This is a genomic window from Winogradskyella immobilis (assembly GCF_021887715.1).
GTDB lineage: Bacteria > Bacteroidota > Bacteroidia > Flavobacteriales > Flavobacteriaceae > Winogradskyella > Winogradskyella immobilis.
The window spans coordinates 141,733-154,626 of record NZ_JAIQXX010000001.1 but is presented as its reverse complement, the minus strand read 5'-3'; the positions used below and the strand labels follow the sequence as shown (position 1 = coordinate 154,626).

General features: G+C 30.0%; 15 protein-coding genes. 5 read left to right on the top strand and 10 right to left on the bottom strand.

From position 1 onward, the window contains the following. Positions 1–12 precede the first annotated feature (12 nt). On the bottom strand, positions 13–969 hold the full coding sequence (locus tag K8Z87_RS00665) for a dihydrodipicolinate synthase family protein (RefSeq protein WP_227475503.1): 957 nt from the start codon (positions 967–969) through the stop codon (positions 13–15). 153 nt (positions 970–1,122) lie between these two features. On the opposite strand from K8Z87_RS00665, the gene K8Z87_RS00660 reads away from it, so the two are divergent. Then, a complete protein-coding gene (locus K8Z87_RS00660; protein WP_227475502.1) occupies positions 1,123–1,974 on the top strand; it encodes an AraC family transcriptional regulator in 852 nt (283 codons plus the stop codon). An 11-nt stretch (positions 1,975–1,985) separates the two neighbouring features. On the opposite strand, the gene K8Z87_RS00655 is transcribed toward K8Z87_RS00660, so the two are convergent. From K8Z87_RS00655 to hemW, 3 genes are read right to left on the bottom strand one after another with little or no spacing between them, the layout of a single operon-like run. Continuing rightward, positions 1,986–2,351, bottom strand: coding sequence for an MmcQ/YjbR family DNA-binding protein (locus tag K8Z87_RS00655; RefSeq protein WP_227475501.1), 366 nt, complete (start codon positions 2,349–2,351; stop codon positions 1,986–1,988). A 30-nt stretch (positions 2,352–2,381) separates the two neighbouring features. Further along, a complete protein-coding gene (locus K8Z87_RS00650) occupies positions 2,382–3,131 on the bottom strand; it encodes a cyclase family protein (RefSeq protein WP_227475500.1) in 750 nt (249 codons plus the stop codon). Positions 3,132–3,160: 29 nt separating this feature from the next. Then, positions 3,161–4,288, bottom strand: a complete 1,128-nt coding sequence (gene hemW / locus K8Z87_RS00645; protein ID WP_227475499.1) for a radical SAM family heme chaperone HemW — start codon at positions 4,286–4,288, stop codon at positions 3,161–3,163. A gap of 104 nt (positions 4,289–4,392) precedes the next feature. Here hemW and K8Z87_RS00640 point away from each other — a divergent pair, with 104 nt between their 5' ends. Continuing rightward, positions 4,393–4,803, top strand: a complete 411-nt coding sequence (locus K8Z87_RS00640) for a DM13 domain-containing protein (protein WP_227475498.1) — start codon at positions 4,393–4,395, stop codon at positions 4,801–4,803. A gap of 61 nt (positions 4,804–4,864) precedes the next feature. Here K8Z87_RS00640 and ruvC read toward each other — a convergent pair whose 3' ends face one another. Further along, positions 4,865–5,419: a crossover junction endodeoxyribonuclease RuvC gene (gene ruvC / locus K8Z87_RS00635; RefSeq protein WP_227475497.1), complete on the bottom strand. Its 555-nt coding sequence runs from the start codon at positions 5,417–5,419 to the stop codon at positions 4,865–4,867. A gap of 68 nt (positions 5,420–5,487) precedes the next feature. Between ruvC and K8Z87_RS00630 the strand changes: the two genes are divergently transcribed. From K8Z87_RS00630 to K8Z87_RS00620, 3 genes are read left to right on the top strand one after another with little or no spacing between them, the layout of a single operon-like run. Then, a complete protein-coding gene (locus K8Z87_RS00630; protein WP_227475496.1) occupies positions 5,488–6,459 on the top strand; it encodes a flippase-like domain-containing protein in 972 nt (323 codons plus the stop codon). A 47-nt stretch (positions 6,460–6,506) separates the two neighbouring features. Further along, a complete protein-coding gene (locus K8Z87_RS00625) occupies positions 6,507–7,595 on the top strand; it encodes a glycosyltransferase (RefSeq protein ID WP_227475495.1) in 1,089 nt (362 codons plus the stop codon). A 42-nt stretch (positions 7,596–7,637) separates the two neighbouring features. Further along, complete coding sequence (locus K8Z87_RS00620) at positions 7,638–8,489, top strand: hypothetical protein (RefSeq protein ID WP_227475494.1); 852 nt, start codon at positions 7,638–7,640, stop codon at positions 8,487–8,489. A 4-nt stretch (positions 8,490–8,493) separates the two neighbouring features. On the opposite strand, the gene K8Z87_RS00615 is transcribed toward K8Z87_RS00620, so the two are convergent. From K8Z87_RS00615 to K8Z87_RS00595, 5 genes are all read right to left on the bottom strand, one after another. Next, complete coding sequence (locus K8Z87_RS00615; protein WP_227475493.1) at positions 8,494–8,970, bottom strand: hypothetical protein; 477 nt, start codon at positions 8,968–8,970, stop codon at positions 8,494–8,496. A 95-nt stretch (positions 8,971–9,065) separates the two neighbouring features. Further along, positions 9,066–10,220 carry a tetratricopeptide repeat protein gene (locus tag K8Z87_RS00610; RefSeq protein ID WP_227475492.1) on the bottom strand — a complete coding sequence of 385 codons (1,155 nt, stop codon included), beginning with the start codon at positions 10,218–10,220 and terminating at the stop codon, positions 9,066–9,068. Then, positions 10,204–10,701 (bottom strand): energy transducer TonB, encoded by a 498-nt coding sequence (locus tag K8Z87_RS00605; RefSeq protein WP_227475491.1) that lies wholly within the window; start codon positions 10,699–10,701, stop codon positions 10,204–10,206. The genes K8Z87_RS00610 and K8Z87_RS00605 overlap by 17 nt, the downstream gene beginning before the upstream one ends. Positions 10,702–10,829: 128 nt before the next feature. Beyond that, entirely contained in the window at positions 10,830–12,431 is a 1,602-nt protein-coding gene (locus tag K8Z87_RS00600; RefSeq protein ID WP_227475490.1) for a M56 family metallopeptidase, read from the bottom strand. Between the two features lie 2 nt (positions 12,432–12,433). Continuing rightward, positions 12,434–12,793 (bottom strand): BlaI/MecI/CopY family transcriptional regulator, encoded by a 360-nt coding sequence (locus K8Z87_RS00595; protein ID WP_227475489.1) that lies wholly within the window; start codon positions 12,791–12,793, stop codon positions 12,434–12,436. Positions 12,794–12,894 lie beyond the last annotated feature (101 nt).

The window sequence follows — 12,894 nt, the reverse complement described above, 5'->3', positions numbered from 1 at the left end:
TATTTGAAAGGCTTAACCTATTAAGTCAAGAACTTCAAGTCTTTCTTTTGCCAGAATATATCTTGCTCGGACATCATCAATTTGCTGTTGAGTTAATTTCTTACCAAAAGTACGAAGACCTCCAGCAATATCATTATGATGAATTCCCATAGCAAGCTTAAGATATTCCATAAGCAACGGCTGAGCATCAAGATATGATAATGAATTTAAAGCCTGAGAAATTTTGTTTGCCTCAGCCCATTCTCCATTTAAAATATACTCCTGCATAGTAACACTTGCTTTTGGAAAGATACAACCTACACCTGTAATTCCGCCACTAGCTCCAGCGAGTCCTGCATGTACAGTGACTGTATCTACTCCTGCCAAAATTTTTAAATCTTTGTTAGCTAACATCATCGTTTCAATAATTGAAACATCGATAGTTGATATTTTTAGTGCAGTTACATTAGGAAGCTTAGCAAGCTTTAGAAGGAGCTCAGTTGAGAGCGCATGATAACCAGCTGCATCAGGGTTGTTGTAAGGCATAATTGTTATGCCTACATCTTTTGCAGTTGCTTCAGAAAATGTATAGTACTCATACATTTCTTTTTCAGAAGGAACCTCCTTAGTTTTTGGTGGCATAACCATGACTGTATCAACTCCAACTGTTGCAAGTCCTTCAACGATTTTAGCAAGTTCTTCCTTAGTTTCTGCTGCTGCTCCGCTAATCAACGGGACATTGTATTCTTTAGCAACCTCAGAAAGGGATTTAAGTAACGAAAGACGCTGCTTGGTGCTTAGGTAGCTATTCTCACCAAGAGTTCCAGAACCGACAAGTCCGCTCATTCTGCTTCCTCCCTTTCCTTGAGTTTTTAAAATACTTGCTGCTTGTTTTTGTGTTGCATCAAGGTCAATTTCAAGAGCGCCTGATTTTGATTCTTTCAACCATGTAAACACGGCTGGCATTACGCCATTCCATTGTAAACTCATCGTTTTATTTTTTTGTAAAGTTACCTTAAGAAATATTCATTTTTATAATCTCTTTTTATCCATTAATTATACTATATTATCCTATTATGCTATTTTTTTTATTTCTATGAATAGTATTTGCGTATTTTTATATAGCTGATAGTTTATAAACACATGAAAGTATTACCTTTTATAATTCCTAAACCCGAACAAACTGCTCTTATTTATCAAGAGGATTACGAGTTTGTATTTTATGATAAATTTCATCAGCATGAAGAAATTCAGATCAGTTTAATTGTTGAAGGCGAAGGCACTTTAATTGTTGGTGATACTATTAATTATTACAAATCTGGCGATATATTAGTGATTGGAAGTAATTTACCTCACGTCTTTAAAAGTGATATTAAAACCAATAAAAAATCGCATATGCTGAGTTTGTTTTTTACCGAAGATGCTTTTGGTAGTGATTTTTTTAGCCTCGAAGAATTAAAAACACTCCGCCCATTTTTTAAACGTGCGTCTCACGGTTTTAAAGTTAATACGTCTAAAAAGAAGCTTCGTAATTTATTTTTAAAGCTTCAAAAAGCTTCAAGACTATCTCAATTTATCTCACTATTAAACATTTTACAAATAGTTTCTAAAGCTTCTTATCAGAATTTATCGTCGTTTATATATAACAAAAAATATAGTGATACAGAAGGCAAACGTATGCGTGCTATTATGGAATATACCATGAATAATTTCAATGAAAACATTACGCTAGATAACGTCGCCACGATTGCTTCAATGACTAAAAATGCATTTTGCAAATACTTTAAAAAACGAACCAATAAAACCTATTTTCAATTTTTAAATGAATTGAAAATTGAGAACGCCTGTAAGTTATTATTAACTAACCAAGATTATACTATCTCTGAAATTGCAGAACAATCTGGGTTCAATAATATTTCAAATTTTAATAGGCAGTTTAAATCTTTAAAACAGATGAGCCCAAATGCATTTAAAAAGCGTACGCTCAGCAATTAGTAAAATGATTATCACTTATTTAATGTTTCTCTCACCTTTTTAGGTAATCCTTTTACTACCATATCATAGGAATGATCAATTAACTTAGTAATTAATTGTATTGAAAGTTCACCTGTATGAATATAAACACTATTCCATTGTTGTTTATGCATATGGTAACCTGGTTGTATACTTTCGTGTTCAGCACGAAGTTCTTGTGCATACTCTGGGTCGCATTTAAGATTGATAAACGCATTACCTTCTTCCCATTTTTTAAGTGATGCTAACGCAAACATTTTATTGCAAACTTTAAAAACCAACGTATCATTATCAAAAGGAAAATGCTCGGTTACCTGTTTTTTATTCATGCAATAATTTCTGTAATCTTCGATATTCATATTTTCTTTCTTAAGAAAGTAGGATTTCTATCATTCTATTATTTTATACAAAATAGGTTTACTCGGTGAAGCATCGTTTTCAAAAGGTGCTATCTGTAAATTTAACATATAGTGACCATCTTCTACTTTATTAGGCACATATATAAATTCTGTAATGGTAGCATCTAAACGTAAGTTGCCTTTAGTATTCCAAAACGCATTATGGGATAACAATTCTCCATTATCTTTTTCTTTGTCTACACTTGGTAAATCTATGAGCAAATGTTTTACTCCTTTTTCTCTAAGATGGATAGCGGATTCCTCTAATAAATAAGTAGGATTGGTGTTAGAATATTGCCTACTTTTTTTGTCTTTTGTATTAGGAATAGTACGTATAATAATCGCTTCTCGTTTTTTATTTCCGATAGCAAATTGTAGCTGTTTTTTAGAAATGACATAATCATCACCTAATTTTTCTGGCGCTACCGTTATCACCTCAGCCTGAAAAAAAAATTGCTTTAAATGTTTATTAATGGAATGTACTTCTTTTGTTATATGACCTGCCGTCTCTGTATGGGTTCCATGAGAATGCGGATTAAACGTAATAGAGTTAAAATTAACTACAGCACCTTCAGCAACGCTTACAATATCATTATCAATACGTTCTGGTGTTATTTTAGGTGGATCTATATACCAGGCATTAACATTTTTGTTGCCATCTTGGATAGGAATAGAAATATCTAAAGGTTTTGATAAATCTATTTTTACTTTTTTAGTTTTTAATTCTATTGTTGCTATCAAGATTAATTAAATTTATAAAGGTGTTGAAACTAGTTCAGCATAAACAATTCACTAGCAATACCATCACTTAAAAATTGTCCTTTTTTAGTAACGTGTAAATGCTCAGCATCAAGATACAACAAATCTTGATTTATAAAAGACTGTGAAGCTTCTAAAAGGTGTTTTTTATACGATTGACCAAAATCTGCTTCCACTTTACCCAAAGACACTCCCCACATAGTTCGTAAACCTGTCATTATATATTCGTTATATCTATCGATATTAGTTAAAGTTTCTATTTCTATCGGCAACTTATTCTCTGTAATTGTTTTTATATATTTTGAATTGTTACGTAAATTCCATCCGCGTTGAGTGCCATTAAATGAATGCGCAGAAGGCCCAATTCCCATATATGGTTTACCTTGCCAATAGGCTGAATTATTTTTACTATAATAATTAGGTTTTCCAAAATTAGAAAGCTCGTAATGCGTATATCCTGAAGCTTCTAATTTATCTTTTAGAATGTGGAATTGGTCGTGAGCTTGCTCATCATCTACATCTGTAATTATACCTTTTTGGATAAATGTAGCTAGTGCTGTTTTTGGCTCTACGGTTAAAGCATAGCTAGAAATATGAGGCACATTATAATTTAATGCCATCTTAATATTTTCGATCCATTGTGTATTGGTCGCTCCAGGAATACCATAAATTAAGTCGATAGATATATTACTAAAATATTGCGTAGCTACTGACAAACAATCTTTTGCTTCTTGTGCATTATGCGCACGATTCATCAATTTTAAATCAGCTTCAAAAAAGGATTGAATACCAACCGAAAGGCGATTTATTGGACTGCTTGATAATTGGATGATACGATCTTTAGACAAATCATCTGGGTTAGCCTCTAAGGTAATTTCTGGATCTTTTGAGACGTTATAATTTTTATATATGGTGTTTAATATTAACTGTAGTTCTTCATTTGTTAATATTGAAGGTGTGCCGCCTCCAAAATAAATGGTTTCTACAGTTATATTGTTAAATTCATTTTTTCTTAATTCTAGTTCGCCTACTAATGCATTAATAAGTTTATCTTTCTTTTTTAAAGACGTAGAGAAGTGAAAATCACAATAATGGCAAGCTTGTTTACAAAATGGGATATGGATATAGATGCCGCTCATTAAATGTCTAATATATAATTATTAAATATATAAATGTAAGTTGTATTTTTTTATTAGTAATGATGTATTTTTGTTATCGACTAATGATTTAAATAAAATGTATCATGAAAAACACAATATTATTATTCGCTTTATTAATTACAGGAATTGCTTCTTTAAATGCTCAAACTACTCATAGTGGCAAATGGGAAGCTGACAGCTATTTTGTTTCTTTTAAAGGCTCTTGGAAAATTGTAAAAGAAGATGCTAAAACATATGTGGTAATGGGAGATGATTTTTCAGCTAAGAAAGGGCCAGATTTAAAGATATTTCTTTCTAAACTAAACTTAAAAGATATTGATGGAGACAATGCCAGCGCAAAGGGTCAGTCTGTATTTATAGCCGAACTAAAATCTTTTAAAGGCACCAATAAATACTTAATTCCATCTAATATTAATGTTAGTGATTACAAAACTATACTTGTGCACTGTGAGAAATACGCAAAGTTCTGGGGTGGTGCTCCTTTAAATAAATAAGAATTTTATTAAACAAAGTCTTATTGACTTTACCCTTAAATTATAAAATGAAGATGGAGTTTTATTTCTTTACTCTATCTTCATTTTGTTTTACAAAAGCAGACCAGCCTGTATAACTTTTACCTATTTCAACTCTACCTTGATTATAGAAATGACATACCGCTGCTGCTAAACCATCGGTGGAATCTAAATTTTTTGGCAGTTCTTTTAGCTGCAACAGGCTTTGAAGCATTTTTGCCACTTGCTCTTTACTGGCATTTCCGTTACCTGTAATCGCCATTTTTATTTTTTTTGGAGAATATTCTGTAATAGGTACTTCTCGAGATAAACCTGCTGCCATAGCTACACCTTGAGCTCGACCCAATTTTAACATACTCTGTACATTTTTCCCAAAGAAAGGAGCTTCAATTGCAATTTCATCTGGGTGATGCGTATCTATAAGTTCTATAGTACGTTCAAAAATGAGTTTTAACTTTAGATAATGATCATCGTATTTTTTAAGTTGTAATTCATTAAGTTGAAGAAACTCCATTTTTTTTCCTATCACTTTAATAAGTCCAAAACCCATAATAGTGGTTCCCGGGTCTATACCTAAAATAATTTTTTCTACACTCATTAATAAATTGCTATATCACCAATAATAATCTTAATTTGTAAAGTCTTTAAAATTTAAGATCAGATTATATGTTTGATAGTCGTTATCACAAATCTAAACAATTCTTTTTTGTAATAATTAAACTCAGTATTGTATTCGGAGTTGGTTATTTCATTTATTTAAAATTGCTTAAAAATGAACATTTAGATTTTGACACATTTATAACGATTTTAAACAAAAATGGGCTGTTTTCGTTCGAAAACGTCTTTTTTTTAATCTTTTTAAGCTGTTTTAATTGGTTTTTTGAAATTTTAAAATGGCAAAATTTGGTAAAATCCATTAAACCAATTTCGTTTTTCAGTGCTTTAGAGCAAAGTTTAGGAGGTTTAACTGCTTCATTAATTACACCAAACCGAATTGGAGAATATGGAGCTAAAGCTATTTATTTTAAAAAATCATATAGAAAACAAATTGTACTCTTAAATTTTATTGGTAATACTGCACAAATGACCGTAACCACAATCTTTGGAAGTTTGGCTTTTATTCTCTTTATAAATAATTATAATATTGGCATTAGCACTTATAAATTAATACTATTTAGTATAATTATTGTCTCTATTGGTATATTTGCCTTTTTAAGTTTAAAACGAATACCAATACATATAAAAGGGTTTTCTATAACTCGTATTATTACCTTTATTAAAAAAGAGGTTTCCGTAGAAATACATCTAAAAAATTTTAGTTTTTCACTTATCCGATATGTTATTTTCTCTTTTCAATTTTATTATCTACTCTTATTTTTTAATATAGATATCGATTATTTTACGGCAATGACAGCCATATGCAGCATGTATATTTTGGCATCCATTATTCCTTCTTTAGCCTTATTTGATGTGGTTATAAAATCTGGAGCTGCCGTTTTTATATTTAGCTACTTAGGAATTGATGAGTTTATTATACTCTCTATAACCACATTAATGTGGCTACTAAATTTTATACTCCCTAGTGTATTTGGCAGCTATTTTGTGATTAATTTTAACCTTCCAAAATCTAAAAGATAATGCTCTCTATATGTATCATTACAATTATTATTATATACTTGAGTCTTATGATTTGGTTAAATATTGGTTTTAATAAAGTAGAGTCATTTTCACTCCAAGATTTATCTAATGAAACTAAGTTTTCAATTGTTATTCCGTTTAGAAATGAAGCTGAAATGTTACCTCAATTATTACAATCTATAGTAAATTTAAATTATAAAAAAACATATTTCGAAATCGTATTTGTTGATGATGATTCAAATGATTCCTCGATAAGATTAATCAATGAATCTCTAAAAAACACCACTATCGATTTTAACATCATTAATAACATAAGGTCATCTAATTCACCTAAAAAAGATGCAATTACTACTGCTATTAAATACGCAAAATACGATTGGATAATAACAACTGATGCTGATTGTATACTGCCAAAATACTGGCTAGATTGTTATGATGAGTTTATACAAACACAAACATGTATTGCTATTGCCGGACCTGTTAAATTTATTGGATCGTCTTCGTTTTTTACTCGTTTTCAAATTATGGATACTTTGAGTTTACAAGCTGCTACTATAGGAGGTTTTGGACAAAAAAAGCCATTTTTATGTAATGGAGCTAATTTTGCCTACCAGATATCTGCATTTAACACTGTAAATGGCTTTGATGGAAATACTAGTATTGCTAGTGGAGATGATATTTTTCTTTTAGAAAAATTTATCAAATTCCAAAAAGAAAATGTGCATTACCTAAAGTCTGATAAAGCCATTGTCACCACTGCTGTCAATACTAATTTAAAAGCCTTAATCAATCAACGTTTACGTTGGGCTTCTAAAACGGTAAATTACAAAGCATGGTTGCCAAGAATTATTGGTTTAATTGTTTTTATCACTAATTTCTCTATTATAACTTTAATCCCTTTAACTCTATTTTATCTTATATCGCTTAAAACAGCATTACTCATTTTTTTAATAAAGGCAAGTATAGACCTCTTACTTTTATTTAAAGCATCACGCTTTTTTAAGCAAGAGCCTATTTTATTATCTTATGTCTTTGCAAGCTTGCTTTATCCTTTTTTTAATAGTTATATTGCTATAACTTCTAGTTTTACATCTTATCAATGGAAAGGAAGAACATTTAAAACTGTAAAACGATAACAGATATTTTTGTAGTTTTACTAAAACCAAATCTTAACGCTCATGAAAAAAGTTGTTTTAATTTTCTTATTGTTATTTGTAACTAACAGTATTTATAGCCAAGAAACCTATACTATTAATAGCGAAACTTTAGAGTTGAAAACAGCAACTAAAGGAACTTTAGGATTACTTTGGTCCTCAGAAAATGGCAATTACCGCTACTTTGTTAGAACACAAGAAAATACCTATATAGAATTAAAAGAAGACGATTACAAAACCATTTTAAAAGAGCTGACTAGTGATGCTGATGTTTCATTACATCGTGTGAAATTTACAAAACGTAGCTTCAAAAATTTTATTAGCTTTTATAATTACAAAAAAAGTATTGAAACCGAAGATGGTAACAAAACATACCCTGTGAATTTTAGATTAGGTTTTTCTGGTGGCGTTACAAATAACCCTTTTATTATTAATCCTGAAAATTCCACATCACTCTTAGCTGGAGCTGAGTTAGAATTGTATGGAGACACAGATAATCCTAGACACTCTGGTTTTTTACAAGCACGTCACAGTTTTTCATCAGATGAATTTGATTTTTCTACCACAGAATTCTCATTAGGCTACCGCTATAGAGTTATTAAAAAATCTAAGTTTAACCTATATATCCAAACTAAATTTGCCACATATAATTTTAGAGATAATCTACTTCCTGAAGAGATGAATGGTATTATTGAGTTAACAAATATTAAAGAAAATGAATTTGATATTCCTCTTATTTTTGGAGTTGGTGCAGATTTTAAAGTTTCTAAAAACGGTTATATTACTTTTATTTATGGTGAATTGTTTGGTTTAAACAGAGAAAATAATGGTAATTTTTCCACAGATATTTCTATAGGTTATAAATTTAATTTGTAAAAAGTTATTCTATTAAAATCGCTACAGGCAATACAAACTCTGTATCTACTTGTTGCCCTCTTTTTATCGCTGGAAATATTTTAGGCAATGTTGTTATACTATAGCGTAATAAGCTATCAATTTTAGGTATAGCAGATCGTGTCTCTGTTTTAGCCTTTACATCTAAAATCTTAATTACTCCTTTTTTATCTATAGCTAACTTTAAAGCTATTGTATCTTCAATATCTTGAGATACCACTATCTTTTGTAAGGCTAAATATTGATTAACATGTTTTAGTAAAGTTGTTGTAAAACACGTTTTTCGTTCAACTTTTGCTGAAAGTGAATCACACAATGAAAAGCTCGGATATTCATCTACTGAATTCCAATCTATGGTCTGCAACTCCTCATTAAGCAAATCTTCAGAATAGATTTTCTTATTTTCAAAATAATTGCAAGAATATAGGACAACAACACAAAAGAGATAGAGTAAGCGTTTCATCTATATAATTATGAAACCGAAAAGTACGATATTTTTAGATTATTATTACTATAGTTATTGGTCTGTAAAAATACGCGTCTTCTGTTAATACACTATCAATCTTTTTTTAAGAATTCTTCTTCTTTCAGTTCTTTAATTCGTCCTTCGGCAAATGGCTTAAAAGGATTTTTTTCGTGCTTATCAACAAAATCTTCATAGAGTTTTATTACGGCTAATTTATCTGCATAATATTCATCTTTTGTACGAATGATAAAAAATTCGGCAAATAGATCAGAAGGATCTTCTTTTAACGCTTTTTTAAATGCTTTTATCGCTTCTTCTCGTTTCTCTAAACGATTTAAAACGACACCTAATGTTCTATATTCTACATTTAATGGCGCATCCATTAATTCTAACGCAGCAGAAATAAACTTTTCAGCATTTTCAAAATCATTTAAAATCTCGTAGTACTTACCAATAACATACATAGCAATACTATCTGTTGGGTTAAACGCTAAAGCCAATTTTCTATGTTTAATTGCAGGTACATAATCTGAATTTTGACTGTAGCAAAGGCTTAATTTTTCATGAATAAACTCAGAGTTCTCTCCTAAATCTAAAAGTTTTTGAAACCATGGAATTGCAATTGTATAATATTCTTGATGGTAATAATTTTGTGCTTTAAGGCTTATTAATTCTAAGTTATTAGCATACGTTTTTAAACCTGTATCTATATAACTGTGTGAGGTTTCAAAATTACGTTTTTGAAGATGGTGTTTGGCGATTTTAAAAATTGCTTTTTGATGACTATTATCCAACTCATATGCAGTTAAATAGCGTTGTAAGGCTAGAGTATCTCTTTGTTTTTCTAATATAATTCCTGCTTCATAATGATAGTTGGGGTTTGTATCATCTTTAAGAATAAGCTCATTAAAAATCTTGGATGCATCCTCATACTTTTTTGCTCTACTTAATAATTTGGCATAATCAAATTTTAACAACGCATCATTAGGATTTGTTTCTACACTTAATTTGTAATGTTCTAAAGCTGCATCATAATTACCAATGGCTATATAAGCCTTAGCTATTTTATGATATACTTCTTTCTTATTATTATATGTTTTGTATGCCGTTATTGCCTTTGTGTAATTTCCATGAGCATATAAACTGTCTGCAACTAATAATGCCGAAGACTGTGCCTCGGCATTAAATTGTATAAATACTAATAGTACTAAAAGTTTACTTATTACTCTATTAATTTTTGTTTTCATCTTTATTTTCGTCTTCTGGCAAGACATTAAACATTATAGGTAATGTATAGATAACTTCTACATTTCTACGTTTATGCCTGCCTGGTGTAAATTCTGGCAATAATTTTACAACACGCTCTGCTTCTGCTTTTAAAGCTGGATGCGGTGCGCTAACCTGTATATCTTTAACACCTCTATATTTTCCAAATTTAAATAATACAACAACACGTTGATGGCCTTTTAAATTTAACTCATTACATAAATTAAAATTAAAATTGCCATGTACTACCTTATCAATCTCAGCTCTTACACATTCTTTACGTTCTTCTTCTGTATTTCTTTTATTACATGCAATAAATAATGGCGCCTCATCTACCATATCAAAAGGCACTTCTTTTTTCTTTTTTTGAGCATTTAAAGCAGTGAATCCGCCTATAAAAAGCATAAATATTAATCTATAGCTTACACCTCTTTTTCTCTTTAATCCTAGATTTAATAACATCTTAATCTGTTTTAATATTGATTTGTTGAAAATAATATCTAAGATAATAATTTATGCGAGATTGTCTAAAATGCTATGTTTAAATTCTATATTCTTTTTTTAAAAAACTAAAAGAGAGCTAACAACTATTATTCTTGAATTTGAAAAACAATAGGTAAAGCATATGGTACTGTAACGGTTTTCCCTTTTTGTTTGCCTGGTTGCATTTTAGGCAGTAAATTTAAAACACGCTCAGCTTCTTCTGCTAAGCCTTCATGTGGAGCTCTAGCTAATATTTCGACAATATTTCCTTCTTTATCTATTTTAAATGCACAACGTATAACTTGTCTTCCTGTTAAGCCTAAATTAGCTGCTAACTCAGTATTGAATTTTTTATTAATAAGTTTAGCAATACTTTCAGACATACACTTTTTACGATCTTTTTCAGTCGCAACACCTTCACAACCTGGAAATACTGGCACATTTTCAATGACACTAAATGGGACTTCTATATTATCATCATATGCTTCTCCACTATTCTTTTGTGCATTCTTTAAATTTCCTTCATCCCAAAATAATCGCATATAGGTTTTCATACCTTTTTCTTTTTTAAAACTGTTCACTGCAATCTCAGCAACATTTTCTGGCAATTTTTCTCCTATAGGATGTATTGAAAATGTAATGTTATTTTGATCTTTATTCACTTCTGCCCAACTCACATATTCGGAATAATTTGTTTCTAAAAATGCTTCATAAGCATCTTTTTTTGATTGAATTTCAAATGAAAGTTCAATTGGCTCTTCACTTAATAATGGTATAGAATACGATAGTTCATTTATATCTATTACTTCATTCTCTGGATTGTTTCCTATTTCTTTAGTACAAGACACATAAAATAACATCCCAAATATTACAGGAATTAATAATGCATATTTTAATAATTTAATTTGTTTAGATTTTGATTTTTGTAACATCGCTATTCGTTTTTTAATTAATGTTTTATTGAAAAAAGTGTTGGTAAATGATAGATTATTGGTTTCAAATACCTGATTTAACAAACTTTGGTAATACTCAACTTTATTGTTTTGTTTTACGGCTTTAGCATCCGCGATATACTCATGCAGTGTTTTAATTCTATTTTGATACATATAAACTAATGGGTTAAACCACATGAGAATTTTTAAGGTTTCAAAAAACAGCAGATCTATAGTGTGCATTTCTTTAACATGTACTAGCTCATGCTTTAACACCATAGGCTGTTCTTCTTTACCTATTTTATCTCCTATAAAAATGTTGTTGAAAAAAGAAAACGCCAATTTGCTGTTTAATAGATTTACAACAAGCACGTTATCTCTCCATCGCCTTGGATTTTTAAATCTTAACAGGTATAGTTTTATTATTTTAAACACAAAAATTAGTGCTGCTATTATTACTCCAACCCAAAGTAAGGTTTGCCATAATGGAGTTTGAGGTTGAGCTAAAGTAATTCCTGCTAAGTCAGCTACTTCAGCTTGGTATACCGTTGGTGTTATTTTACCAATAACAACTTCTGGTAGGTTAATTACAAAATCTTTTGGAGTTAGTGCCTTGATTGCGTTAAGCTTTATAAATGGAAGTATTAACGACAATGTTGCTGTTCCTAAAAGATAAAATCGATTCCAATTAAAAAAGGTCTCTCGCTTTAAAAACAAGTCATAAACCAGTAAAAAGAAGACTTGAAACGCTGTAACTTGTAGTATATAATGTAACATATCTAGTCTTTTTTGTTAATCTCATTTAAAATGGCCTCGATGTCATTTAAGTCTACATCATTCTTTTTTACAAAAAAAGACACCATACTTTTAAAAGAACCTTGAAAATAGTTGTCTACCAATTTATTTATGGATTGATTGCTATACATTTCTTTAGCTACAATAGGAAAATAAACATGTCCTTTACCTTGTTTTTCATAATCTACAAAGCCTTTAGACTCTAAAATTCTAACAATAGTAGATACCGTATTATAGGCAGGTTTAGGTTCTGGAAGTCCTTCTATAATTGTTTTTACATTCGCTTTTTCTAACTGCCATAAAGCTTGCATAATCTCTTCTTCTGCCTTTGTTAATTGTTTCATGTCCTCTATAAATTAATTGTATATATTTTTCAAATATAACTAAAATTTTAGTTTAAACTAAGTTTTTAGTTTAAAAAATTGTAACAATGTGTTTCAGATTG

Excerpts from the sequence above, each read along its gene's own strand:
- K8Z87_RS00610 (WP_227475492.1), bottom strand. The coding sequence starts at position 10,220 with ATGAAAACAAAAATTAATAGAGTAATAAGTAAACTTTTAGTACTATTA.
- K8Z87_RS00655 (WP_227475501.1), bottom strand. The coding sequence starts at position 2,351 with ATGAATATCGAAGATTACAGAAATTATTGCATGAATAAAAAACAGGTA.
- hemW (WP_227475499.1), bottom strand. The coding sequence starts at position 4,288 with ATGAGCGGCATCTATATCCATATCCCATTTTGTAAACAAGCTTGCCAT.
- ruvC (WP_227475497.1), bottom strand. The coding sequence starts at position 5,419 with ATGAGTGTAGAAAAAATTATTTTAGGTATAGACCCGGGAACCACTATT.
- K8Z87_RS00660 (WP_227475502.1), top strand. The coding sequence starts at position 1,123 with ATGAAAGTATTACCTTTTATAATTCCTAAACCCGAACAAACTGCTCTT.
- K8Z87_RS00615 (WP_227475493.1), bottom strand. The coding sequence starts at position 8,970 with ATGAAACGCTTACTCTATCTCTTTTGTGTTGTTGTCCTATATTCTTGC.
- K8Z87_RS00620 (WP_227475494.1), top strand. The coding sequence starts at position 7,638 with ATGAAAAAAGTTGTTTTAATTTTCTTATTGTTATTTGTAACTAACAGT.
- K8Z87_RS00595 (WP_227475489.1), bottom strand. The coding sequence starts at position 12,793 with ATGAAACAATTAACAAAGGCAGAAGAAGAGATTATGCAAGCTTTATGG.
- K8Z87_RS00625 (WP_227475495.1), top strand. The coding sequence starts at position 6,507 with ATGATTTGGTTAAATATTGGTTTTAATAAAGTAGAGTCATTTTCACTC.
- K8Z87_RS00605 (WP_227475491.1), bottom strand. The coding sequence starts at position 10,701 with ATGTTATTAAATCTAGGATTAAAGAGAAAAAGAGGTGTAAGCTATAGA.
- K8Z87_RS00640 (WP_227475498.1), top strand. The coding sequence starts at position 4,393 with ATGAAAAACACAATATTATTATTCGCTTTATTAATTACAGGAATTGCT.
- K8Z87_RS00665 (WP_227475503.1), bottom strand. The coding sequence starts at position 969 with ATGAGTTTACAATGGAATGGCGTAATGCCAGCCGTGTTTACATGGTTG.
- K8Z87_RS00600 (WP_227475490.1), bottom strand. The coding sequence starts at position 12,431 with ATGTTACATTATATACTACAAGTTACAGCGTTTCAAGTCTTCTTTTTA.
- K8Z87_RS00630 (WP_227475496.1), top strand. The coding sequence starts at position 5,488 with ATGTTTGATAGTCGTTATCACAAATCTAAACAATTCTTTTTTGTAATA.